Genomic DNA, 23,032 nt, shown 5'->3' with positions numbered 1-23,032 from the left:
ATGTGTAAATCCTGTTATCACTGTGGTGAAGATGTACCAGCCAACACGGATTTCAAAGTAGAAATATTGGGTGAAATTCGCGACATGTGTTGTCCGGGCTGCGAAACCGTGGCTCAGACTATTGTCGATAGTGGTCTTGTCTCCTATTACCAATACCGTACTGCACCAGCAGAAAAGGCGGATCTAGTCCCTGAGCAACTCCAAGCCCTTATCCATTATGACAACGAGGACGTTCAGTCAGAATTTGTTCGCAACCATGAGAACACTTCTGAAGTCACGCTCTCGTTAGAGGGCGTCTCATGCGCCGCTTGTGCTTGGTTGATTGAAAAACAAGTGTCGGGTGTTAAAGGCCTAGTCTCCATTCGTGTAAACACCACGACTAACCGTGCTCTACTCGCTTGGGATAAAACTCAAGTTCGACTTAGTGAACTGCTGTCGGTCATTCATAAACTCGGTTACAAAGCCGCCCCTTTTGAAGCAGATAAACAAGAAGCAGCTTACCACCATACGATGAAGCAGTACCTCTATCGTTTGGGTATTGCAGGTCTTGCAACCATGCAAGTTATGATGCTCGCAGTAGCATTGTATTTGGAAGTCTTTGGCGACCTAGAGCCCGAGTTTAAAAACTACTTCCGCTGGGTTAGCTTAATTTTTGCAACCCCTGTGCTCCTCTATTCCGCGCTTCCTTTTTATCTCAATGCATGGCGAAGCATTAGAGGCCGAACCCTTGGGATGGATGTTCCAGTCTCTATTGCATTGGTCTTCGCTTATGTGGCGAGCTTAGTTGCAACAGTGACTGAACAAGGCGAAGTTTTCTTTGAATCTATCTCGATGTTTACCTTCTTCTTGTTGGTTGGCCGATTCTTAGAAATGCGAGCTCGTCGTAAAGCAGCGGCAGCGAGTGGTAACCTTCTTAAGCTCATCCCTGCGATTGCTACAACGTTAGATGGTGAACAAATCCCAGTGAAAACGTTGAAGATAGGCGATCGTATCCGTGTTCTTCCTGGCGAGCACATTCCTGCTGATGGCAAAGTGATTTCTGGCCGTATCCATATCGACGAGTCGATGCTTACCGGTGAGTCTGTTCACGTGGTTAAGAAAGCCGGAGATGCGGTTTACGCTGGCACACTAAATGGTGAGGAGTCGTTTGAGTTAGAAGTGACGAACTCGAAAGCAGACTCGATGATTTCTAACATTGTTCGTCTTCAAGACGAAGCCCAGCATTCCAAGCCTAAGATCGCTGAAATCGCTGACGTCGTGGCGCGTTACTTCGTAGGCGCAATTTTGATCATTTCCGCAGGTACTTGGTTCTACTGGCATCAGACTAAACCTGATGATGCGTTCTGGATTATGCTGTCTGTCTTGGTAGCCACTTGCCCATGTGCCCTATCTTTGGCAACCCCAACCGCGCTAACTTGTGCTACTTCTCGTATGGGCAACTTTGGTATTTTACTGCGTAAAGGTCATGTATTCGAAACGCTATGTAAGATTAATCATCTTGTCGTGGATAAGACAGGTACCTTGACCAAAGGCGACATAGAAATTAGTCAAAGCCAAACCCTCTCTGGCTTCAATAAAACTGAAGCACTTGCGATTGCATCGGCACTTGAAGCACACGCAAACCACCCGATTGCTCGCGCATTCTCAGGGTTTGGTCAAGAAGACGTTACCGTGAGCGATGTTCAAAATATCATTGGTTCTGGTATTCAAGGCGTATGGAACAACAAGACGGTAAAAATTGGTAGTGCCACCTTCGTAGTTGGTGAAAACCGAGATGAGAGTAACGCTGTATATCTTTCTGTAGCCGAAGAGCACGTTGCAACCTTCTATTACCGCGACCCTATTCGTAAAGAGAGTAAAGCGTTCATTCAACGCTTTGCAGACGCCGGTATCAAAACAACCTTGTTGACAGGCGACTCACTTCAAAATGCGCAGCCTGTTGCGATTGAAATGGGTATTGACCATGTGATCGCATCGGCAAAACCAGAAGACAAACTCGCGTATCTTAAAGGGCTAGATAAATACGACATCACCATGATGGTTGGTGACGGTATCAATGATGCACCGACTCTAGCTGGAGCTCATCTATCCGTGGCGATGGGCGGTGGTACGGATGTCGCTAAAGCTTCTGCAGATATGACGCTGCTTGGTGACAACTTAGAGAAGCTTTTAGAGGCTAGATTGCTTGCAATACGTACAAGAAAAATAATCAGAGAAAACTTGGCTTGGTCTTTGGGCTACAACCTGCTAATTTTGCCACTGGCAGTTGCAGGCTTGGTCGCTCCGTACGTTGCTGTAGTGGGTATGTCAGCAAGCTCTATTATTGTTGTATCCAATTCGTTGCGATTGCTTAAAGAGAAGTAAGTGAGAGATCAAACATGGAAAGTCTTTACATATTAATCCCTATCGCCATTGTATTGGTCTGTGTCGCCGTTGCCATCTTCCTTTGGGCCGTTCGTAGTGATCAGTTCGAAGATCTAGAGCGACAAGGTCACAACATTCTTCTTGATGAAGACGAAAAACCAAATAACAAAAAACAATAGCGTTACTCTATGAGCCCAGATTTTATTGGCGCGTTCATGATCGGTCTCGTTGGGGCCGGTCATTGTATGGGAATGTGTGGCGGTATCGCCTCGTTACTCTCCATGGGCGCACCGAACAACAAACCATCTTCTTCTATTCCTCTGTTCTATAACTTTGGCAGGCTTTCCAGCTACGCTTTGATTGGCGCTATTGTTGGTGGTGCTATATCAGGCCTTTCAGAATTGAGCGGTTTAACCCAATCTCTCGCTTGGCTTCGATTTGTCGCTGCAATTTTCATGATCTTAGTTGCGCTCTACATTGCCAAATGGTGGCAAGGACTGCTTGTGGTTGAAAAAGCAGGTCAGTATATCTGGAAGTTTATCTCTCCTGCAGGCAAGCGCCTGTTGCCGCTAAAACATCCGACGCATGCGTTCCCATTTGGTTTCATTTGGGGATGGTTACCATGTGGCTTAGTTTACTCAGCACTCACATGGTCTGCTGTTTCAGGGAGCGCATTGAACGGTGGATTAATCATGTTGGCATTTGGTTTGGGTACTCTGCCCTCGATGCTCGCGATCGGATACGGTGCCACTCATTTTCAGAAACTGCAAAAGTCGTTAATATTTAGAAACATCTCAGCATTAATCCTCATAACTTATGGCGTGTATACTGCCGCCGGAGCTATGCGAATGCTTGGTTTCATATAATATGAAAGTCGTTTTCGATAATTTTTTTGCTACCCTTTAGAAGTAAGCAGTGATAAAATATTGATGTATATCAAATAGTGAAAGGTTGTTATGATTTCTGAAAAACCTGCAACAAAGCGTATCCAATCAGGCGGTTGCGCGATTCATTGCCAAGATTGTAGCATTAGCCAACTGTGTATTCCGTTTACTCTTAACGAGTCTGAATTGGATCAGTTGGATCAAATCATCGAGCGTAAAAAGCCAATCCAAAAAGGCCAAGAGCTTTTTAAAGCAGGTGATGAGCTAAAATCTCTGTACGCTATCCGCTCTGGTACTATCAAGAGCTACACCATTACAGAACAAGGCGATGAGCAAATCACTGCGTTTCACTTAGCGGGTGACCTTGTAGGTTTTGACGCAATCACAGGCGATCTACACCCTAGCTTTGCTCAAGCACTTGAAACATCAATGGTTTGTGAGATTCCTTACGAAATCCTTGATGACCTATCAGGAAAAATGCCTAAACTTCGCCAACAGATCATGCGTCTGATGAGTAACGAAATTAAAGGCGACCAAGAGATGATCCTTCTGCTTTCTAAAAAGAATGCTGAAGAGCGTCTTGCGGCTTTCCTATACAACCTATCGACACGTTTCTCTCAACGTGGCTTTAGCCCAAGAGAATTCCGTCTAACCATGACTCGTGGTGACATCGGTAACTACCTTGGTTTGACGGTTGAGACCATCAGTCGCCTACTTGGCCGCTTCCAGAAATCTGAAATTCTGAGCGTAAAAGGTAAGTACATCACCATCTTAGACCATGATGCATTGATGGAACTTGCAGGCGTTAGCAAAGACTAATTTGCCCTATCAATTGATGTAGCTCGAAAATGAGCTACATCATATTTCTTCTAAAATCCCTTCAAAAGTCCTCAAATTCTTCCTCAAACTGAGCTACAGTAAAAATGTACCTTGTGTACTCCAATATACTGATTTACCTTATATTCGGTATTTGGTTTTACAATAATAAGTGGGCTTAGATATGAGTATATACAGTAAGATCCTTGTTGTTGCTGACATCAATAATGATGAGCAGCCAGCACTTGCAAGAGCAGTTCAACTCGCTCGAAAAAGTGTATCCAGAAGCCGAATCACTTTCTTTCTGTCAATCTACGATTTTTCGTATGACATGACCTCAATGCTGTCGGTCGATGAAAGAGATGCTATGCGTCGCGGTGTTATCCACCAACGTGAACAATGGATGCGTAAGATAGCCCAACCGTATTTAGACGATAGCTTCGACTTTGATGTTTGTGTTGTTTGGCATAATCGCCCTTATGAAGCGATCATTGCTGAAGTCTTTGCTGGCGGTCACGACATCGTTATTAAGGGAACGCGTAAACACGATGTTCTAGAATCCGTCATTTTCACACCTACAGATTGGCATTTGTTGCGTAAGTGCCCTATCCCTGTGCTTCTAATTAAGAACTCCGATTGGCCAGAGCACGCGAAAATTCTCGCGTCTGTTCATGTTGGCTCGGAAAACCCAACGCACATTGATTTGAACGACTCAATGGTCGAGCGCCTTAAAGAAATCACCAATCGTCTCGATGCTGAACCGTATCTCGTTAATGCCTATCCGGTTACTCCGGCGAATATTACGATTGAATTGCCTGAGTTTGACCCAACAACGTACACAGATGCAGTTCGTGGGCATCACCTAACCGCAATGAAAGCACTTCGCCAAAAGCATGGTTTGGATGAAGAGCAAACAATTGTTGAACAAGGTCTACCAGAAGACATTATCCCTGCAACGGCAGAAAAGCTAAATGCAGCAATGGTTATTCTTGGTACGACAGGTCGTACGGGGCTTTCTGCGGTGTTTATTGGTAACACAGCGGAGCATGTGATTGATAAAATCAATTGCGACGTACTAGCATTGAAACCAAACGGTTACATCAGTCCGCTCGATCCGAATACAGCGACATAACAGCGCTTGTTTTTGAAATAATATAGAAATGAAAATCCCCCAGTTGTTGGGGGATTTTTTTATTCTGTTCACGGCCCTAAGCACGCAAATTAAAAAGGAGGCAAATTTAGCCTCCTCTTTTCGAATTAGATGTTGGTTACATCGATGAACATTGATTCGTCGATGTTTGTCGAAGAAACTACAGCTTCACTGAATTCGTATTCTTCGCGATTTCCTTCACGGTCCAGTGGAAGGTTTTCAAAGTCGAACAATTCACGGTCAGCAAGCTGGCTTGGGCTTACGTTCTGGATTGACTTGAAGATAGCTTCTACGCGACCAGGTGTTTTCTTATCCCAATCGATCAACATTGCTTTAATCGATTGACGTTGAAGGTTCTCTTGAGAGCCACACAGGTTACAAGGAATGATTGGGAACTCTTTGTGCTCTGCGTATTTGATCAGGTCTTTCTCACGACAGTAAGTCAACGGACGAATTACAACGTTACGGCCATCGTCTGAACGAAGCTTTGGCGGCATCGCTTTAAGGCGTGAGCCATGGAACATGTTCAAGAACATAGTCTCAACAATGTCGTCCATGTGGTGACCAAGTGCTAGTTTGGTCGCACCGATCTTCTCAGCGAAAGAGTAAAGCGTACCACGACGAAGACGCGAACATAGGCCGCAAGTCGTTTTGCCTTCTGGCACTTTTTCTTTAACCACTGAGTAAGTGTCCTTGTCTACGATGTAGTAAGGAATGTTCAGTGTTTCAAAGTAATCTGGAAGAATGTGCTCAGGGAAACCTGGCTGTTTCTGGTCAAGGTTAACCGCAACCACTTCAAACTTGATTGGTGCTGCCTTTTGTAGATTCAACAGGATATCAAGCATCGCAAATGAATCTTTACCACCACTAATACATGCCATCACAACATCGCCTTCTTCGATCATGTTGTAATCAGTAATGGCATTTCCAACATTTCTTCTTAGACGCTTCTGAAGTTTGTTGAATTCTAGGGTTTCTTTTCTTGTATCTACTTGGTTCATTGCGGGCTCTCACATCGCCGATAAATCGACTAGGGCTTCCTAACATGGGTTTCTATGGGGCGTGGATTATACGAGCTTTTTACGCAGGATTAAATGTTTGTGTGACCGAGTCGTCAATAAATGCACTCTAAAACAGCGCGATGGGCAATAAAAATAAAAAAGAGCCGCAATTGCAGCTCTTCAAAAATCAAATCACGATTATTTTTTAGCGTTTGGCAGATAAGGCAGGACACGAGTCGTTGGCTGAGGCAAGGTCATATGACCTCCTACCCCAATGTCACTCAATGCCACCTGAACTTTACCATTCACGATGGCTTTTTCTGTGCCATCAGAGAAAGTAATAGTGTCATTCAAGTTATCCGCAAATTCCATAGTCACACCTTGTACCTCTGGAGTGAACCAACCTGCAAACATACCGCCTAGATCTTCAAGTAACGCCTGCATTTGTGGCATCAAAGGCGTAAGTTGTTCGTAAGATACGTTACCCTGTAATGGCTCTTTGGTCATCACAACTAAAGAGTAATCACATCGTGTGTCTTTCGGCGTTTGGACGAAGACAAGTGGGTTCGCAGACTTCAAGTTTTTGTCGATCGGAATAGGAAGCTCTTTAGAAGCCGGAATCACAAACTCTTCGTAATGCTCTTCTTTTTCCATCCATGCTTTTTCTATCTCACACAGTTGCTTAGTATCTGCATCGACAAAAAAGACACCGACTTTAACGTCGTCATGACCTTCTTTGGCGTTGTTCTTCAATTGTGTGTAGAGCTTAGAATACGTAAACATGTATTCTTGCGCGTGAGTTGCAGGCGATGCTAAGACCAGTACCGCACTGCCTAGTAAACTTAGGCTTAACTTCTTCATCCGATCCGTTATTTCTTCTATTGTGTCCAGTAAGCGTTATTGTGACGAATCATCGCACGTAAGTCATTAACGTAAGCGATGCCACGTTCGGAATACGCGAGCAAACCATGAGTTAGCTCCGATGCCGTCGCCACAGATAACAAATCCTTGTGTTTCCCTGCTAAGTTAGCGCGAATGTCGCGTAAATCAGCGTAAGCACGGTTGCGATTCACATTCATAAAGTAGCCGTGCACCGACTCTTGTACTGTGTCGAATTTTTCTACTTCATGCGTTTTTCCTGCCCCACGATGTGCCGGGACAATTCCGCAGCCCTTCTTATAACACCATTGACCAAACAAGTTGTTTGCTTGAGTGGCAAAACGAGAGGTTCCCCACGCAGATTCATTGGCGGCTTGGGTTAAAACCAACGCCTCAGGTAACACGTTGACGCGCTTGAACATTTCATCTAGCCAAGCTTGTGTCACTGTACCTTCTTGCAATGGGTAAGAGTAAAGCGAAGCCAAACGTTCAGCGTAAGAGGTTTGCTCAGCGCTCACCTCACCGATTTTTAAAGACGCTAGGAATGCTCGCTCTTTCTCGATTCGTTGATTTTCTAACGCTATTTTCGGTCGAAGGAAGTCGAAGAACGCTGTCTTCTTATCTTTCGTGTCCTTAATCGAGTTGAAATCAGGAATGTCACCAATATAAGGGAGGTTAGACAAGTCTGGGTGTGTTACCGGGCCGTGCACTACCTGCGGGTCAATCGCATTGCGATATTCGCGGTCGTAGTGCAAATATGGTCCTACAGAAACAAAAGTGGCGGCTATTGTGATAGCCGCCACTCGTAAACTCATTGATTTTAAAGATTTAGGCATCAAACACCTGAGAGTTACCATCGTGATCGTTATCATTTTGCTGTGTCGCTACGATCTTTAACTTGATACCAAACATTTCGCGGTACAGGATTCCCTTCAAATGGAAGAAGAACGGTAGCACGAAGATCAAGCCAATTCCGTAGAACATTGCAGCAACAATAAACATCAACATCACGCCTAAGTAAAGCCCTGCGACGACAAAAAGCTTCTTGTTGATTGCACGAAGTGACAAAAGAAGTGACTGCATTGGCGGCACTCTTTTCTCACAAATCAATAAGATAGAATGACTAAACGCTAAAGAAAGATACAGAGACAGCAATGGGAAAATCATTCCCGCTACCCCCTGCATCATCAAGCTAAACAGCGTTGCTAGAATCACTGGTACCGTAAACTGAAGACCTTTGCCCACATGACGGATCTTGGTTCGCAACCCAGCAACGTGGCTCATCGCCATTAAGCTGATACCAGCATAAATCGGCGCGCTGATCACTTCGTAACTAAAGTTAGCCACATAAATAGCAGAAACGATGTCAGTGGTGAAAGATTCTGGGTCTTGAATAGCATCAAGGATTACGCCTGGATCACCCAGTTGAAGTTGCAGTGCGATATAGAAGATACCCAACTGTACGAAAAGCAAAAGAATAATCGCAGGTGAGAAGGACAAAAACTGTTGAATGGTGGTGCGCCAAGCTTCACTAAAAACGGCTGCTGCTTTTAGTTCATACTTGCCAGAAAGAGCTCGCTCTACACTCCCTCCAAGATTGAAATCTTTCTCAAAATCGTTGTTCATATTTAATCCAAGGCTAACTTGTAAGATTTTTTCTGGAAAACCAGTTAATTAATAAGGGCGTCATTATAAAGAAATCTTTCCACGTCTAAAATCATAAGTCGGCCTCAATACTTGCAAAATCTGCTATTTGGTCGATAATTAACCACTCGCAAATCCATGAAATTGAAAACATTTGCTGAAGAAATTAATGCCTTGCTTATGTATAGCGGAAAATTGAATACCCCCATAAAAACAGTATGGTAAGGAATGTTTACTTTTTCCTGCAAAATTTTTTCTGTTTCAAGATAAGAAAATGCTTTGATTTCACAATTTTGGTGATTATGATGCGCGCCTCAAAAGTGAATGACTAATGTCACATCAATTGGTCGAAACCCAATTTGAACGTGGGAGAAATACAGACGTTGAACGCTAAACAGCAAGCAGGAAAGCCAGTAGTTCGTCTATCTGGTATTAGCAAAAGTTTCGATGGCAAGGAAATCATCGGTAATTTAAATCTGGATGTTAATCATGGTGAGTTTCTGACGATTCTTGGTCCTTCTGGTTGTGGTAAAACAACAGTTTTACGCATGATCGCGGGCTTTGAGACGGCAGATAACGGTCAAATCGTATTAGATGACCAAGATGTAACACAGGTTCCTGCAGAGCAAAGGCACGTCAACACGGTATTTCAGAGTTACGCACTCTTCCCTCATATGACCGTATTTGAAAACGTTGCTTTTGGTCTTCGCATGCAGAAAACACCTGCTGCAGAGATCGAGCCACGAGTTATGGATGCGCTACGCATGGTTCGCCTAGAAAAAATGGCACAGCGTAAGCCTCACCAACTTTCTGGTGGTCAGCAACAACGTATCGCCATTGCGCGGGCGGTTGTGAACAAGCCAAAAGTACTGCTGCTAGATGAATCTCTATCTGCACTTGATTACAAACTACGTAAGCAAATGCAAATCGAGCTTAAACAGCTACAGCGTCAACTTGGTATTACCTTTATCTTCGTTACGCACGATCAGGAAGAAGCCCTATCGATGTCTGACCGCATTATTGTTATGCGCGACGGTGTTATCGAGCAAGATGGCTCTCCACGTGAGATCTACGAAGAACCTAAGAACCTATTTGTTGCTCGCTTTATCGGTGAGATCAACGTATTCAACGCAACCATGCTAGATCGTATCGACGAGAAACGTATTCGTGCAGAGATTGAAGGCGTTGAATCCGTTGTTTACTACGATCAAGAAGCACAAGCCGGTGACAAACTACAAGTACTACTTCGCCCAGAAGACTTACGAATCGAAGAGATCAAAGAGTCTGAAGAAAAAGGCATCGTAGGTCACGTAACAGAGCGTACCTATAAAGGTATGACGCTTGATTCTGTTATCCAATTGGATTCAGGCATGCGCGTGATGGTAAGCGAATTCTTTAACGAAGATGATCCAGATGTGGACCACTCTCTCGGCCAGAAAGTCGCTATTACTTGGGTTGAGAGCTGGGAGGTAGTACTAAATGATAAGCAAGAAGCTTAATCTTCAGAACGCGATCATTACCCTAATCGTTGGTTGGTTAACACTGTTTGTGTTAGTACCAAACCTAATGATTATCGGTACAAGTTTCTTGACGCGTGATGAAGCGAACCTCATTGAATTAACGTTTACATTCGACAACTATCTTCGCCTACTCGATCCTTTGTACGCAAAGGTGCTGATGCACTCTTTCTACATGGCGATCATCGCAACATTGTTGTGTTTGGTGATTGGTTATCCATTTGCTTACATCGTAGCGAAAATGCCTGAAAAATGGCGTCCGTTCATGTTGTTCTTGGTGATTGTACCTTTCTGGACTAACTCTCTTATCCGTACTTACGGCTTAAAGATTGTTCTAGGTACTCAAGGCATTTTGAACAAGTCGTTGATGGCGATGGAAATCATCGATAAGCCGATGCGTTTAATGTATACCGAAACAGCAGTAATGATTGGTCTTGTGTACATCTTACTTCCATTTATGATTTTGCCACTTTACTCGGCAATCGAGAAGTTAGACAACACCTACATCGAGGCAGCAAAAGACCTTGGTGCGAACAAGTTTCAAACCATTACACGCGTTATTCTACCTCTGACAATGCCTGGTATTATCGGTGGCTGTTTGTTGGTTCTGTTACCTGCACTAGGTATGTTCTACATCTCTGACCTTCTTGGCGGTGCGAAGAACCTACTGATCGGTAACGTAATTAAGAGCCAAGTATTGAACGCTCGTGACTGGCCATTTGGTGCTGCGACCAGTATCGCCCTCACCTTCGCAATGGCTGTGATGCTTTACGCTTACTACAGAGCAGGCAAACTATTGAATAAGAAAGTGGAGCTAGACTAATGGGACGCACAGTTAGATTTAGCTTTATGGCGCTGGTATATGCATTTTTGTATCTGCCGATCATCGTCCTAATTGTTAACTCATTTAATGCCAACAAATTTGGTATGAAATGGGGCGGTTTCACCACGAAATGGTACGAAACCTTAGTAAATAACGACAGCCTAATGCAGGCTGCATGGCATTCATTGAACGTTGCGGTATTTTCAGCGACAGCAGCAACCATTATTGGTAGCTTGACGGCTGTTGCCCTATTCCGTTACTCGTTCAAAGGTAAAGGCGCGGTAAACGGCATGCTGTTTGTCGTAATGATGTCTCCAGATATTGTAATGGCGATTTCATTACTTGCTCTGTTCCTTGTATTGGGCGCACAGCTTGGCTTCTTTACTCTATTGATTGCTCACATCACCTTCTGTCTACCGTTCGTTGTGGTAACAGTGTACAGCCGCTTAAATGGCTTTGATGTGAAAATGTTGGAAGCTGCAAAAGACCTTGGTGCAAGCGAATGGGTTATCTTGAAACAGATCATCCTTCCTCTTGCTAAACCAGCGGTTGCTGCAGGTTGGCTACTGAGCTTTACCCTGTCTCTGGACGACGTAATTATCAGCTCGTTTGTAACAGGTCCAACTTACGAAATCTTGCCATTGAAGATTTACTCAATGGTTAAGGTGGGCATTTCACCGGAAGTGAACGCCCTAGCAACGGTGATGTTGATTGTTTCTTTGGTCTTGGTAGTAATTTCTCAGTTGCTAGCAAGAGAAAAAGTGAAGTAGAATCCGCACCCGTTAACATCACGAAACAGAATGGTTACATGCCATTCTGTTTTTCTATCTATCGTCCAAAATTGGACAACGTTTGGTTTGGAGCTAACGTCAATGAAAAAATGGGCTACTCTATTAGCTGGTAGTGCATGTGCGCTTTCTCTGTTCTCTGGTACAGCGGCAGCGGATGATAAAGAATTAGTATTTATGAACTGGGGTCCTTACATCAACAGTAATATCCTAGAGCAATTTACTAAAGAAACTGGCATCAAAGTGATCTACTCGACTTACGAGTCGAATGAAACTTTGTATGCAAAGCTAAAAACTCATAACCAAGGTTATGATCTAGTCGTACCTTCAACGTACTTCGTTGCGAAGATGCGTGACGAAGGTATGCTACAAAAGATCGATAAGACTAAGCTTAAAAACTTCGGCAACCTAGATAAAAACTACCTAGACAAGCCTTACGATCCAAATAACGACTACTCTATTCCACACGTTGTTGCGATTACAGGTCTAGCGGTTAACGCAGACATGTACGATCCAAACGACTTCCAAAGCTGGGCTGACCTATGGAAGCCAGAGCTAGAAGGTCAAGTAATGCTGATGGACGACACTCGTGAAGTGTTCCACATTGCACTGCGCAAACTGGGTTACTCAGGTAACTCTACGGATCCAAAACAAATCGATGAAGCGTACGCAGAGCTACAAAAGCTAATGCCTAACGTTCTAGTATTTAACTCTGACAACCCAGGCGCACCATACATGTCTGGCGAAGTTGGCGTTGGTATGCTTTGGAACGGTAGTGCAGCAGCCGCTCAAAACGAAGGCATGAACCTAAAACTTGTATTCCCTAAAGAAGGCGGTATCGGTTGGGTTGATAACTTCGCAATCTCGTCTGGTGCGAAGAACGTAGAAGCAGCTCACAAGATGATCGACTTCCTACTACGTCCAGAAATCGCAGAGCAAATCTCAGCGGATACGGGTTACCTAACGGCGGTTGCAGAATCTAACGCTAAATTCAAAGACGTTGCACCACTGTTCCCTTCTCAAGAAGACCTTGACCGCGTTGAATGGCAAGACTCTGTTGGCGACATGACAGTGAAGTACGAAGACTACTTCCTAAAGCTAAAAGCGGGTCAATAATCTGATCTTGCTTAATAAGCCATCTACTAAATGAAAATAGGCAGCAATACGCTGCCTATTTTTGTAATTGACTGATATAATTGTATGTTGCTAGGTTTATTTGACTCGAGTTCAAGCATTACTGCCTATTTGGATCGTAATGTTGGTTTTCGACGCTCAAATAAACAGGATTGTGCTTATCGCAATTTGGCTCAAACCAGTATCTCTTACTAGTATTGATTTGTCCTGTTGCTGAACAAAACGGAAATAAAATGAAAAGTAAATTCTACGCAAGCGCACTGTGTGCGGCGACGCTAATCGCTACCCCTGCAATGGCTGCTGATCAAGAACTGTATTTCTACAACTGGTCGGAATACATTCCAAACGAAGTTCTTGAAGACTTTACAAAAGAAACCGGCATCAAAGTTATCTACTCTACGTACGAGTCTAACGAAAGCATGTACGCGAAGTTGAAAACTCAAGGTTCTGGTTACGACTTGGTAGTACCGTCTACCTATTTCGTATCAAAAATGCGTAAAGAAGGCATGCTGCAAAAGATCGACAAAGAGAAACTGTCTCACTTTGCTGATCTAGACACTAACTTCCTGAACAAGCCGTTCGACCCGAACAACAACTACTCTATCCCATACATTTGGGGTGCGACCGGTATTGGTATCAATGCTGACATGCTAGACAAGTCATCAGTTTCTAAATGGGACGATTTCTGGGATAGCAAGTGGGAAGGTCAACTAATGCTGATGGATGATTCTCGCGAAGTATTCCACATTGCATTGACTAAGCTTGGTTACTCGCCAAATACGACTAACCCAGACGAGATCAAAGCGGCTTACGAAGAACTGAAAAAGCTAATGCCAAACGTGTTGGTATTCAACTCAGACTTCCCAGCGAACCCATACCTAGCAGGTGAAGTATCACTTGGTATGCTTTGGAATGGCTCTGCTTACATGGCTCGTCAAGAAGGCGCGAACATCGACATCATCTGGCCAGAAAAAGGCACTATCTTCTGGATGGACAGCCTAGCAATTCCAGCTGGTGCGAAGAACGTTGACGCAGCTCATAAGATGATCGACTTCCTATTACGTCCAGAGAACGCAGCTAAGATTGCACTAGAGATTGGTTACCCTACTCCAGTGAAAACAGCGCACGATCTACTACCGAAAGAATTTGCTAACGATCCAAGCATCTTCCCACCACAAGAAGTGATGGACAGCGGTACATGGCAAGACGAAGTTGGTGAAGCAAGCGTGCTTTACGATGAGTACTTCCAAAAGCTAAAAGTAGACAACTAATCAGTCTGTCGAAATAGTTTAGAAAAGCGGCTTCGGTCGCTTTTCTTGTATCTGAAGATCCTTCTTTGTATCTCAAATCTATATTGCGCGAATTACAAAGCATCAGAATACAACGTTTCAAAATACAAAAAGGCATCGAATCACTCGATGCCTTTTTGAAATGAAGGTTCTGTCCGTTTGATTAAGCGCTGGCTTCATTTTCCAGAGCAAGAATTTCGTCAACCAATTTTGGCACTTCAATACTTGCTTTACCGTAACGCTTCTCTTCAAACTCGCTCTCGACAGCACTTGGCTCCAAGTTAATTTCAATCGTATGTGCGCCATGCATCTTCGCGTCATGTACAAAGCCTGCGGCTGGATACACAACGCCAGAAGTACCGATAGAAATAAACAAATCCGCCTCTTCCAATGCCGCATAGATCTCACCCATGCGCAGTGGCATTTCACCAAACCAAACAATGTGTGGACGCATTTGAGCAGGAATTTGGCAGCAATGGCATAACTCGCCAGTCTCAATGTCTTCTGAATGCTCGATGACTTGATTGGATTCGCTGCAACGCGCTTTGAGCAACTCACCGTGCATGTGAATGATATTAGCGCTACCGCCTCTCTCGTGCAGATTATCGATGTTTTGAGTGATGATAGTCACTTTGCCTTCCAACTGCTCTTCTAAGCGTCCTAGCGCGATATGGGCCGCATTCGGCTTGATATCTTCACCTTGTAGCTTTTTACGACGTTGGTTATAAAAGCTCTGAACCAAATCCGGATCACGCAAGAAGCCTTCCGGTGTTGCTACGTCCTCGATACGGTGATTCTCCCAGAGACCATCTTGAGCTCGAAATGTTTGAATACCAGACTCAGCCGAGATGCCTGCGCCAGTAAGTACGACAATATTTCTGTATGGGAAATTCATAACCGATCCTTGTTGCTCTTTTTTATTAAGCTTAACACCGATAGAAAAACAACAATAGCAATAAGGATTAGACCATGGTCGTAAGCCTGCTGATTTGCCTCTAATTTCTGTTTAAAAACTGATGGAGTCGTTCCGTCTTTCAGGCATAAAAAAGCCCCGCGATGGCGAGGCTTTTGAGCAAAGGTTCCGGTTTACAGGTTTGGACCTGTAGACGGTCTGTGCGGCATATTGTTACGCAGTTGGTTCATACCTTGGTACATACGTAGGAACCAAACTAGAATCGCAAGCGTTGCGAACAGCATACCTACCCAAGGGATGAAGTAAGCCACTGTGTCTAGCAAGCTGCTGTGTACCCAATAGTCACTTACGCCAACCAACACACCATTCGATGTTGCCACTGTTACGATCAATACAACAAAGAACGTGAAGTACAAGAAGAATGTACGAATCAAGCCGTAGTAATGTGAGTTCACTACATCACTGTCTTCGCCTTTATCCAAGCGGTAGCCCGCGTAAATGATTGCGATAACGCCTGAGATCAAAAACGTAAACGGGGTCAAACAACTCAGGATGTACGCAACCCAAATCCCGTTATGAGGTTTGTTCATTCGCTTTCGCTCCTTTTGGTTCCGTGTTTGCCGTATCTGTTTCGCCCATCGCTTCTTTGGATTTTACTTCTTCATACCAAAGATCGTGGTGTTCTTTCGCCCATGTTTCGTCAACTTCACCGGTAACCATACCTTCTAACGCACCCTCCATACCGAATAGACCGATGTAGATGTGGAAGATAAAGCCACAGATTAGAATCAGTGCTGAAATCGCGTGAACAAGGTTAGACAATTCCATATCGCGACGAGTTTGGCCGAAAATTGGGAAATCCAGAATTAAACCACTCACTGCAGCAATAGCACCAAAGAAGATCAACAACCAGTAGATCGCCTTTTCACCACCGTTGGAGAAACCAGCCGATGGGTGCGTTCCTTTGTGTTTACCAACCATGCCACCCATTTTCATGAACCAACGGATGTCTGTCATGTTAGGGATAGATTTGCGCCACCATTTCAGTAGAACAAACATCAGCAAGATGAAGAACAACGGACCCATGTAGTTATGGTATTGCTTCGCCAACATGACGATGAAGCCCCAGAACTCAGTGGGTACGTACGGCTTCAAGAAGTGCTTACCGTAAACCAGCATCAAACCACTGAATGCCAGCGTTAAGAAGGTAAACGCCATGCTCCAGTGTAGTGCGCGGTCTAGTCGAGACCAGCGTTTCATCTTCTTGCCAGTACGTGGCTTGCTTAGCATTAGAGGACCAACGAATACGTAAGCCATGATAACCATTGCGATACTGCCGAAAATCGCGACAGCGCCCGCAGGAGACATCCATTTCTCTTTAAGAATGTACCAAGTCTCACCCGGAGTACTGATCAGCACACCGTGTTCCGCTGATTTCGACGTGGTATAGCCTTCCTGCCCCTCTTTGACCTGGCGCCAGAAGTCTGCACCTGCAAGTTGCGTCATCTCCTGTTGTACCACTGGAGATGTGTCTTCTTGCGCAGACGCTGGCATCGCAAAGGTCAGCAGTAATGCTGTCATCATCGACAGCATTACAAGAGACGCACGTTTAAGAGTATTTAACATGTGTCTCTCCTACTTAGCTTTTGGTTGCGTCGTAAGAAAGATCGTTACCGTCTGTCCAACCTGCGTTTTTCGCACCGCGCTCAACCACACGTTGACGGAAGATGTCAGAAACTTTCTCTGCATCACCCGCTAGCAGTGCTTTTGTTGAACATAGTGACGCACACATAGGCAGCTTACCTTCAGCAATACGGTTCGCACCGTACTTCTCACGCTCTTCTAGAGAACCAGGTTCTGTGTTTGGACCACCTGCACAGAATGTACATTTGTCCATTTTGCCACGCTCACCGAACGATGCTTGTTTCGGGAACTGAGGTGCACCGAATGGACAAGCAAACAGACAGTAACCACAACCGATACAAAGATCTTTGTTGTGAAGAACGATGCCGTCTTCTGTGTGCTCGAAACAGTCAGCTGGACAAACTGCCATACAAGGTGCATCTGTACAGTGCATACAAGCAACAGAGATTGAGTTTTCACCTGGTTCACCGTCGTTCAGCGTTACCACGCGACGACGTTGAATACCCCACTCAAGCGCATCATCGTTTTCGTTCTTACATGCAGTAACACAGCCGTTACACTCGATACAGCGTTTGGTGTCACATAGGAATTTCATTCGTGCCATTGTCAGACTCCTTACGCTTTACGAATGTTACATAGGGTTACTTTAGTTTCCTGCATCAAAGTAACAGGGTCGTAACCGTAAGTGGTTGCCGTGTTGGCTGCTTCACCAACAACATAAGGATCCGTACCTTCTGGGTACTTAGGACGTAGGTCTTCACCTTCAAACTTACCGCCGAAGTGGAACGGAATGAACGCCAGACCCGGTTTAACACGACGAGTGACCATCGCTTTCACCTTGATGCGGCCTTTCTCTGCACCTTCAACCCAAACGTCATCGCCATCTTTGAAGCCAAGATCGTTTGCGTCTTTCGGGTTCACTTCAACGAACATTTCTTGTTGAAGTTCAGCAAGCCATGGGTTTGAACGTGTTTCTTCACCACCACCTTCGTACTCAACCAAGCGACCAGAAGTCAGGATGATTGGGTATTCGCCAGACTTGTCTTCTTTCTGGATAGACTTGTAAAGCGTTGGTACACGGAAGATTGCTTCTTTGTCGTCCCAAGTTGGGTAATCCGTTACAAGGTCACGACGTGGCGTGTATAGCGGTTCACGGTGTAGCGGCACTCGGTCTGGGAATGTCCAAACAATCGCACGCGCTTTTGCGTTACCAAACGGGATACAACCATGCTTGATTGCTACGCGTTGGATACCGCCAGACAGGTCAGTTTTCCAGTTTTTACCTTCAGCCGCTGCTTTTTCTTCAGCCGTTAGGTCGTCCCACCAACCAAGCTGTTTGATTAGCTTGTCAGAGAATTCTGGGTAACCGTCTTTGATTTCACAGCCTTTAGAGTAGCTGTCTTCAGCAAGTAGGCTTTGGCCTTCGAATTCAACACCGAAACGCGTACGGAAGTTACCGCCACCTTCTGCGACCGTCTTCGACGTATCGTACAGAATGTGTGTGCCTGGATGCTTCATCTCTGGCGTGCCCCAACATGGCCAAGGTAGACCGTAAGTCTCACCATTCACAGGACCACCCTCTGCTTCCAGAGATGTCTTGTGGAATGTGTGCCAGTTTTGTTGGTGCGCTTTTAGACGCTCTGGGCTTTGACCTGTGTAACCGATGGTCCACATGCCTTTGTTGAATTCGCGAGTGATGTCCTCGATCACTGGCTGGTTGTTCTCTACGCGTACGTTTTTGAACAGCAGATCTTCATAACCTAGCTTCTTAGTTAGCAGGTACATGATTTCGTGGTCAGGTTTAGATTCGAACAATGGTTCGATAACCTGATCACGCCACTGAAGTGAGCGGTTAGATGCTGTCACACTACCGTGTGTTTCGAACTGAGTCGTTGCAGGAAGCAGGTAAACGCCGTCAGTGCGATCGTTCATTACCGCTGCGACTGTTGGGTATGGGTCAACAATAACCATCATATCCAGCTTCTGCATCGCTTTCTTCATCTCAGGACCACGAGTCTGAGAGTTTACTGCGTGACCCCAGTAGAACATTGCGCGGATGTTTTCACGTTGACGAATGTTGTCTTTGTTTTCAAGAACACCATCCACCCAACGAGATACAGGGATACCTGCACTGTTCATTGGTTTTTGACCGCCGTAAGCGTTGTCATCGAAACGACCTTTGATCCATTCGTAATCGATTTCCCACACTTTCGACCAGTGACGCCAAGAACCTTCAGACAAGCCGTAGTAGCCTGGTAGCGTGTCAGATAGTACGCCAAGGTCAGTTGCGCCCTGTACGTTATCGTGACCACGGAAGATGTTTGCACCGCCGCCTGACTTACCGATGTTACCTAGCGCAAGCTCAAGTACACAGTAAGCACGTGTGTTGTTGTTACCAGTAGTATGCTGAGTACCACCCATACACCAAACGATACAACCCGGACGGTTTTCAGAAAGCAGTTTCGCTGTTTGATAAACTTCAGACTCAGGAACGCCAGTTACACGCTCAACTTCTGCTGGTGTCCATTTCGCTACTTCTGCACGGATTTCATCCATACCGAATACACGTTGACGGATGAACTCTTTGTCTTCCCAGTTGTTCGCGAAGACATGCCATAGCACGCCCCAAATAAACGCAACGTCAGAACCCGGACGTAGAGATACGTAGTGATCCGATTTCGCAGCGGTACGAGTACGACGAGGATCCGCAACAACGATCTTACAGTTGTTCTTCTCTTTCGCGATTAGGATGTGCTGCATCGCAACAGGGTGTGCTTCTGCAGGGTTTGAACCAATGAACAGCATCGACTTACAGTTGTGCATGTCATTGAAAGAGTTGGTCATCGCACCGTAACCCCAAGTGTTTGCTACACCTGCTACGGTTGTTGAGTGACAGATACGCGCTTGGTGGTCAACGTTGTTGGTACCCCAAAGCGACGCCATCTTACGGAACATGTACGCTTGTTCGTTGTTGTGCTTTGCACTACCCAACCAGTAAACCGAATCTGGACCCGACTCTTTGCGGATGTCCATCACCTTGTTACCGATTTCTTCGATCGCTTGATCCCAAGAAAGCTTCTTCCACTTACCGTTTTCAAGCTTCATTGGGTATTTCAGACGACGCTCACCGTGACCGTGTTCGCGCAGTGCTGCACCTTTTGCACAGTGTCCACCAGCGTTGAATGGGTGGTCGAATGCAGGCTCTTGACCTGTCCACACGCCGTTTTGAACTTCAGCGTAGATACCACAACCTACAGAACAGTGAGAACAGATGGTACGTTTTACTTCTGTTTTCGCTTCTGGATCCACCGATTTAGCTTGTGCTTTCTTCATCATGCCCGGTGCAAAAAGACTTGCACCTACAACCGCACCACCAGCAGCAAGCGAGGTGTTTTTCATGAATGCACGGCGAGAAACGCCAAGCTGATTGGTTTCTTTGCTCACACTGTCGGAGCGTTTGACAAGTTTCATCCGTTATCTCCTAAAGTGTGTCGTAGTAATCGCGAATGTGTTGAGTTTCACGATACCCTTTCTTCTTCACGTCTTTTTCAGAAGGCTCAACCGTTTCTGAAGCGCTTGCCACTTTTGTTGTTCCAGCGACAACCGCACCAGCTACGGCTGCAGTCGTTAAGCCTTTCAGGAGATCCCTACGGCTTGTGTTTATTTCTTTATTATCTTTCATCATTGCTTCCTTACCTTACGGTAGATCTTTGGAGGCTATTGCCCCTCTATCGATATGACCAAGTACTGCTCGATTACTCGTAATCAGTGACGTTTTTCACATCAATTTTTAATTTGTGCTTACTGCTTTTGGTGTTCACGCTAAAGCGCACTTGTTCCAGTGTTAAGAACGCCTCACACAGTTGAGCTGCTGGCTTATAAAAGTTCGCGCTCTCTGCGTTTTCTAATTGCTGAGTGAAAGAGCTGAACCAAGGTGCGATGTGTTTGTTAAACACCGCTTGTTGAAGATCTTCTTCTTCACCCGTTAGCATCGACATCACTTCACAAAGTGCTGCGATGTGGTCTTCCGGCTCTTTCACATTTTCATCGCGCTCGAAACCAAGCAGTTCCAAATCGTGACGAATTTCAGCCAGTGGTTTTTCCATCATTGCACCCGTCATGTGCCATGAGCCAAACGGCATCACTTCACCACGACCGATACCAATGAAAAGATCTTGGTATTCATCTTCGAGCGCTTCGCGGTTGGAATCTTTCGCCGCTTGCTGAAGCGCAATCCACGCTTTTTGCATTGCGCTTTCTGATGGTTCAACTTCTAGAGAAGTCAGGAACTCGATCATCTCCTCACTTGGTGCGCTACGGAAAAGCGCTGACAAAACCAAGTAGATCTCTGTTCTCAGTGTTTGTTCTTGTTCTCGTTGTGTATCCACTGCGAGCTCCTAGTATTTCAGTTGTTTCATTGGGTCTTCTGCCATCGACTCAAACATGTCGATCACACGGCAGTCTTCACACATCGCGATACGATTGATCGCCGCTTCATCGGAGAAATGAGAGTGACCGCGTAACTTGTTTTGTAGCATGTCGATCATAGACTGAGGTGCAAATGGCTTATGACAGCGAATACATTCCGCAGCTTTCTCTTCGTGAATCACAACCGCTTTTTGGCGCTCTTCTTTCACCCAGTTCATGCGTGGCGTTAGAGTCAGAACTTTCTCTGGACATGCCTTTTCACACAAACCACATTGAATACAATCTTGTTCAACGAATTTAAGTGATGGAGATTCACCATCGGTATGAAGTGCACGTGTTGGACAAACCGCCACGCAGCTCATACACAACGTACAATCTTTGCTCTCACAAGAAACATTGCCGTAAGGCGCGTTCGCAGGCAGTTCAACAATGTTCTCAACCGGAATACGAGAAGAAGACATCGCATCCAGCGCAGTAAACAGACGTTGACGCTTGTTACCTTGAAGATCACCAAGGGCAAGGTCGAATGAATCTGTACATAGTGTTGGAGGACCTTCACGAAGCGATTCCAAGTAAAGGATATCGATGGTCTCTTTTGCGATACCAAGTTGATCCAATAGCTCTTGCGCGATACCCACTTCGTTGTTCAGAACACGAATGATGGTTGCAGGCATAAAGCGAGAAGCCGCAAATAGTACTTGCGTCGCGCCATTAACTAGAGCAGCGAACCATGTATCGATACCGATAGAAGGAAGCTCTTCAACCACAATTGGAATCACGTTATCTGGTAGCGCTTTCAGTGCCATCACATTGTAAGTCTCGTGGCGAGAACTACAGATAAGAACGATAGGATCCAGACCGCCCGCTTGCTCGTAGTTCGCTAGCGTGCGTTCAATGAATTTTTGCGTATCCTCAGGATTAGGTAGCGCGTAATGAATCGCTTCTGTCGGACAAGCCGTTGCACAAGTACCCACGCCCTGACATAGATATGGGTTAATCTCGATGCGATGACCCGTTTTATCACTGCCTTCACTTGATAGTGCACCAGCAGGACAAGCATCCACACAACGCTCACAGCCTTTTACGCCACGAGAACTGTGTGCACATAGATCAGTGTCCAGACGGAAGAATTTTGGCTTATCAAACGTACCCATTAGTGTTGGGATTTCTTCTAGCGCTTCTGCCAGTTTTGGATAACCACGTCCCACTGGGTAGTAACCCGGAACCGGAACCTCTTCTGACATACAGCTGCTTAGACAAAGATCGAGAACAACATCGAAACAATCACTATTGATAGCGACTTTTGCTAGGTTGCTTGTTAGACCGTTATTTTCGATAAGCACTTCAAACGTGCCTAGGAAACCAGAAACCTGAACAGAGTTTGCAAAGTACAGTTCTGGATTGGTGCCTTTCTCTCCGTCTGTAGAAAGAAGTGTCAGGCTGTTCATTTGAGATAGCTGCGCGGCTGCACTCTCAATGATGGCAGTCGGTCCAACAATCAGTGTATTACCGCCACTCTCGTAGCTCACCGTTGGTGGAATAAGATTGGTCAACTCTACGGTATTCTCAAACGCATACAGACGCGCTTTACCGTTATTGGAAGTTGCTTGTTCTAATAGTTGTTTCAACATTGCTCAGTTCCATTTATACGCATGGATAGTTTCTTCCATCTTTCATTGTAGTTAGCGCAGGCGATTCTGCTGATTAACTCGTCAGTAACTCCCCCTTTTAGGTAGTCCCACCCGGGTTATCACTGCC

22 protein-coding genes are annotated in these 23,032 nt (G+C 45.3%); 10 read left to right on the top strand and 12 right to left on the bottom strand.

The window, feature by feature from the left end:
• From KIT90_RS05615 to uspE, 5 genes are all read left to right on the top strand, one after another.
• Positions 1–2,364: a heavy metal translocating P-type ATPase metal-binding domain-containing protein gene (locus KIT90_RS05615; RefSeq protein WP_285375798.1), complete on the top strand. Its 2,364-nt coding sequence runs from the start codon at positions 1–3 to the stop codon at positions 2,362–2,364.
• A gap of 14 nt (positions 2,365–2,378) precedes the next feature.
• A complete protein-coding gene (gene ccoS / locus KIT90_RS05610) occupies positions 2,379–2,543 on the top strand; it encodes a cbb3-type cytochrome oxidase assembly protein CcoS (RefSeq protein ID WP_005429857.1) in 165 nt (54 codons plus the stop codon).
• 9 nt (positions 2,544–2,552) lie between these two features.
• A complete protein-coding gene (locus tag KIT90_RS05605) occupies positions 2,553–3,230 on the top strand; it encodes a sulfite exporter TauE/SafE family protein (RefSeq protein WP_020197416.1) in 678 nt (225 codons plus the stop codon).
• 90 nt (positions 3,231–3,320) lie between these two features.
• Positions 3,321–4,067, top strand: coding sequence for an FNR family transcription factor (locus KIT90_RS05600; RefSeq protein ID WP_005429849.1), 747 nt, complete (start codon positions 3,321–3,323; stop codon positions 4,065–4,067).
• Between the two features lie 181 nt (positions 4,068–4,248).
• The gene (gene uspE / locus KIT90_RS05595; RefSeq protein WP_005441604.1) at positions 4,249–5,196 is read left to right on the top strand and encodes a universal stress protein UspE; all 948 of its coding nucleotides are present in this window, start codon (positions 4,249–4,251) and stop codon (positions 5,194–5,196) included.
• Positions 5,197–5,321: 125 nt separating this feature from the next.
• Here the strand turns inward: uspE and ttcA are convergent, their stop codons facing one another.
• From ttcA to KIT90_RS05575, 4 genes are all read right to left on the bottom strand, one after another.
• Entirely contained in the window at positions 5,322–6,215 is an 894-nt protein-coding gene (ttcA, locus tag KIT90_RS05590) for a tRNA 2-thiocytidine(32) synthetase TtcA (RefSeq protein ID WP_005441601.1), read from the bottom strand.
• Positions 6,216–6,413: 198 nt separating this feature from the next.
• The gene (locus KIT90_RS05585; RefSeq protein ID WP_005441599.1) at positions 6,414–7,076 is read right to left on the bottom strand and encodes a DUF2987 domain-containing protein; all 663 of its coding nucleotides are present in this window, start codon (positions 7,074–7,076) and stop codon (positions 6,414–6,416) included.
• 17 nt (positions 7,077–7,093) lie between these two features.
• Positions 7,094–7,930: a glucosaminidase domain-containing protein gene (locus KIT90_RS05580; RefSeq protein ID WP_285375795.1), complete on the bottom strand. Its 837-nt coding sequence runs from the start codon at positions 7,928–7,930 to the stop codon at positions 7,094–7,096.
• A complete protein-coding gene (locus KIT90_RS05575) occupies positions 7,923–8,720 on the bottom strand; it encodes a hypothetical protein (protein ID WP_005441595.1) in 798 nt (265 codons plus the stop codon). The genes KIT90_RS05580 and KIT90_RS05575 overlap by 8 nt, the downstream gene beginning before the upstream one ends.
• Positions 8,721–9,121: 401 nt before the next feature.
• On the opposite strand from KIT90_RS05575, the gene potA reads away from it, so the two are divergent.
• The 5 genes from potA to KIT90_RS05550 all read left to right on the top strand — a co-directional run bounded on the left by potA (position 9,122) and on the right by KIT90_RS05550 (position 14,271).
• Positions 9,122–10,237, top strand: coding sequence for a spermidine/putrescine ABC transporter ATP-binding protein PotA (potA, locus tag KIT90_RS05570; protein WP_009706100.1), 1,116 nt, complete (start codon positions 9,122–9,124; stop codon positions 10,235–10,237).
• Positions 10,218–11,078 (top strand): spermidine/putrescine ABC transporter permease PotB, encoded by an 861-nt coding sequence (potB, locus tag KIT90_RS05565; protein ID WP_005441590.1) that lies wholly within the window; start codon positions 10,218–10,220, stop codon positions 11,076–11,078. Before potA ends, potB begins: the two co-directional genes overlap by 20 nt.
• Complete coding sequence (gene potC / locus KIT90_RS05560; protein WP_005389180.1) at positions 11,078–11,848, top strand: spermidine/putrescine ABC transporter permease PotC; 771 nt, start codon at positions 11,078–11,080, stop codon at positions 11,846–11,848. Before potB ends, potC begins: the two co-directional genes overlap by 1 nt.
• Before the next feature lie 102 nt (positions 11,849–11,950).
• Positions 11,951–12,982 carry an extracellular solute-binding protein gene (locus KIT90_RS05555; RefSeq protein ID WP_009706099.1) on the top strand — a complete coding sequence of 344 codons (1,032 nt, stop codon included), beginning with the start codon at positions 11,951–11,953 and terminating at the stop codon, positions 12,980–12,982.
• Between the two features lie 251 nt (positions 12,983–13,233).
• A complete protein-coding gene (locus KIT90_RS05550) occupies positions 13,234–14,271 on the top strand; it encodes an extracellular solute-binding protein (protein WP_005528441.1) in 1,038 nt (345 codons plus the stop codon).
• A gap of 181 nt (positions 14,272–14,452) precedes the next feature.
• Here the strand turns inward: KIT90_RS05550 and cobB are convergent, their stop codons facing one another.
• From cobB to KIT90_RS05510, 8 genes are all read right to left on the bottom strand, one after another.
• On the bottom strand, positions 14,453–15,184 hold the full coding sequence (cobB, locus tag KIT90_RS05545; protein WP_020197411.1) for a Sir2 family NAD+-dependent deacetylase: 732 nt from the start codon (positions 15,182–15,184) through the stop codon (positions 14,453–14,455).
• 191 nt (positions 15,185–15,375) lie between these two features.
• Positions 15,376–15,792 (bottom strand): membrane protein, encoded by a 417-nt coding sequence (locus tag KIT90_RS05540; RefSeq protein WP_009706096.1) that lies wholly within the window; start codon positions 15,790–15,792, stop codon positions 15,376–15,378.
• On the bottom strand, positions 15,776–16,828 hold the full coding sequence (locus tag KIT90_RS05535) for a formate dehydrogenase subunit gamma (protein WP_009706095.1): 1,053 nt from the start codon (positions 16,826–16,828) through the stop codon (positions 15,776–15,778). The genes KIT90_RS05540 and KIT90_RS05535 overlap by 17 nt, the downstream gene beginning before the upstream one ends.
• 13 nt (positions 16,829–16,841) lie before the next feature.
• Complete coding sequence (gene fdh3B / locus KIT90_RS05530; RefSeq protein WP_005427693.1) at positions 16,842–17,450, bottom strand: formate dehydrogenase FDH3 subunit beta; 609 nt, start codon at positions 17,448–17,450, stop codon at positions 16,842–16,844.
• A gap of 11 nt (positions 17,451–17,461) precedes the next feature.
• Positions 17,462–20,317 (bottom strand): formate dehydrogenase subunit alpha, encoded by a 2,856-nt coding sequence (locus tag KIT90_RS05525; protein WP_033006499.1) that lies wholly within the window; start codon positions 20,315–20,317, stop codon positions 17,462–17,464.
• 10 nt (positions 20,318–20,327) lie between these two features.
• A complete protein-coding gene (locus tag KIT90_RS05520) occupies positions 20,328–20,528 on the bottom strand; it encodes a twin-arginine translocation signal domain-containing protein (RefSeq protein WP_005427585.1) in 201 nt (66 codons plus the stop codon).
• A 73-nt stretch (positions 20,529–20,601) separates the two neighbouring features.
• Positions 20,602–21,234, bottom strand: a complete 633-nt coding sequence (locus tag KIT90_RS05515) for a molecular chaperone (protein ID WP_017190157.1) — start codon at positions 21,232–21,234, stop codon at positions 20,602–20,604.
• 9 nt (positions 21,235–21,243) lie between these two features.
• Entirely contained in the window at positions 21,244–22,905 is a 1,662-nt protein-coding gene (locus tag KIT90_RS05510) for a 4Fe-4S dicluster domain-containing protein (protein WP_005441573.1), read from the bottom strand.
• Positions 22,906–23,032 lie beyond the last annotated feature (127 nt).

Origin of the sequence: Vibrio sp. B172a (genome assembly GCF_030248355.1) — a bacterium.
Taxonomy (GTDB): domain Bacteria; phylum Pseudomonadota; class Gammaproteobacteria; order Enterobacterales; family Vibrionaceae; genus Vibrio; species Vibrio owensii.
The sequence above is the reverse complement of the archived record's forward strand: the minus strand, read 5'-3'. Positions and strand labels throughout refer to the sequence as shown.

Excerpts from the sequence above, each read along its gene's own strand:
- KIT90_RS05615 (WP_285375798.1), top strand. The coding sequence starts at position 1 with ATGTGTAAATCCTGTTATCACTGTGGTGAAGATGTACCAGCCAACACG.
- ccoS (WP_005429857.1), top strand. The coding sequence starts at position 2,379 with ATGGAAAGTCTTTACATATTAATCCCTATCGCCATTGTATTGGTCTGT.
- KIT90_RS05605 (WP_020197416.1), top strand. The coding sequence starts at position 2,553 with ATGAGCCCAGATTTTATTGGCGCGTTCATGATCGGTCTCGTTGGGGCC.
- KIT90_RS05600 (WP_005429849.1), top strand. The coding sequence starts at position 3,321 with ATGATTTCTGAAAAACCTGCAACAAAGCGTATCCAATCAGGCGGTTGC.
- uspE (WP_005441604.1), top strand. The coding sequence starts at position 4,249 with ATGAGTATATACAGTAAGATCCTTGTTGTTGCTGACATCAATAATGAT.
- ttcA (WP_005441601.1), bottom strand. The coding sequence starts at position 6,215 with ATGAACCAAGTAGATACAAGAAAAGAAACCCTAGAATTCAACAAACTT.
- KIT90_RS05585 (WP_005441599.1), bottom strand. The coding sequence starts at position 7,076 with ATGAAGAAGTTAAGCCTAAGTTTACTAGGCAGTGCGGTACTGGTCTTA.
- KIT90_RS05580 (WP_285375795.1), bottom strand. The coding sequence starts at position 7,930 with ATGCCTAAATCTTTAAAATCAATGAGTTTACGAGTGGCGGCTATCACA.
- KIT90_RS05575 (WP_005441595.1), bottom strand. The coding sequence starts at position 8,720 with ATGAACAACGATTTTGAGAAAGATTTCAATCTTGGAGGGAGTGTAGAG.
- potB (WP_005441590.1), top strand. The coding sequence starts at position 10,218 with ATGATAAGCAAGAAGCTTAATCTTCAGAACGCGATCATTACCCTAATC.
- potC (WP_005389180.1), top strand. The coding sequence starts at position 11,078 with ATGGGACGCACAGTTAGATTTAGCTTTATGGCGCTGGTATATGCATTT.
- KIT90_RS05555 (WP_009706099.1), top strand. The coding sequence starts at position 11,951 with ATGAAAAAATGGGCTACTCTATTAGCTGGTAGTGCATGTGCGCTTTCT.
- KIT90_RS05550 (WP_005528441.1), top strand. The coding sequence starts at position 13,234 with ATGAAAAGTAAATTCTACGCAAGCGCACTGTGTGCGGCGACGCTAATC.
- cobB (WP_020197411.1), bottom strand. The coding sequence starts at position 15,184 with ATGAATTTCCCATACAGAAATATTGTCGTACTTACTGGCGCAGGCATC.
- KIT90_RS05540 (WP_009706096.1), bottom strand. The coding sequence starts at position 15,792 with ATGAACAAACCTCATAACGGGATTTGGGTTGCGTACATCCTGAGTTGT.
- KIT90_RS05535 (WP_009706095.1), bottom strand. The coding sequence starts at position 16,828 with ATGTTAAATACTCTTAAACGTGCGTCTCTTGTAATGCTGTCGATGATG.
- fdh3B (WP_005427693.1), bottom strand. The coding sequence starts at position 17,450 with ATGGCACGAATGAAATTCCTATGTGACACCAAACGCTGTATCGAGTGT.
- KIT90_RS05525 (WP_033006499.1), bottom strand. The coding sequence starts at position 20,317 with ATGAAACTTGTCAAACGCTCCGACAGTGTGAGCAAAGAAACCAATCAG.
- KIT90_RS05520 (WP_005427585.1), bottom strand. The coding sequence starts at position 20,528 with ATGAAAGATAATAAAGAAATAAACACAAGCCGTAGGGATCTCCTGAAA.
- KIT90_RS05510 (WP_005441573.1), bottom strand. The coding sequence starts at position 22,905 with ATGTTGAAACAACTATTAGAACAAGCAACTTCCAATAACGGTAAAGCG.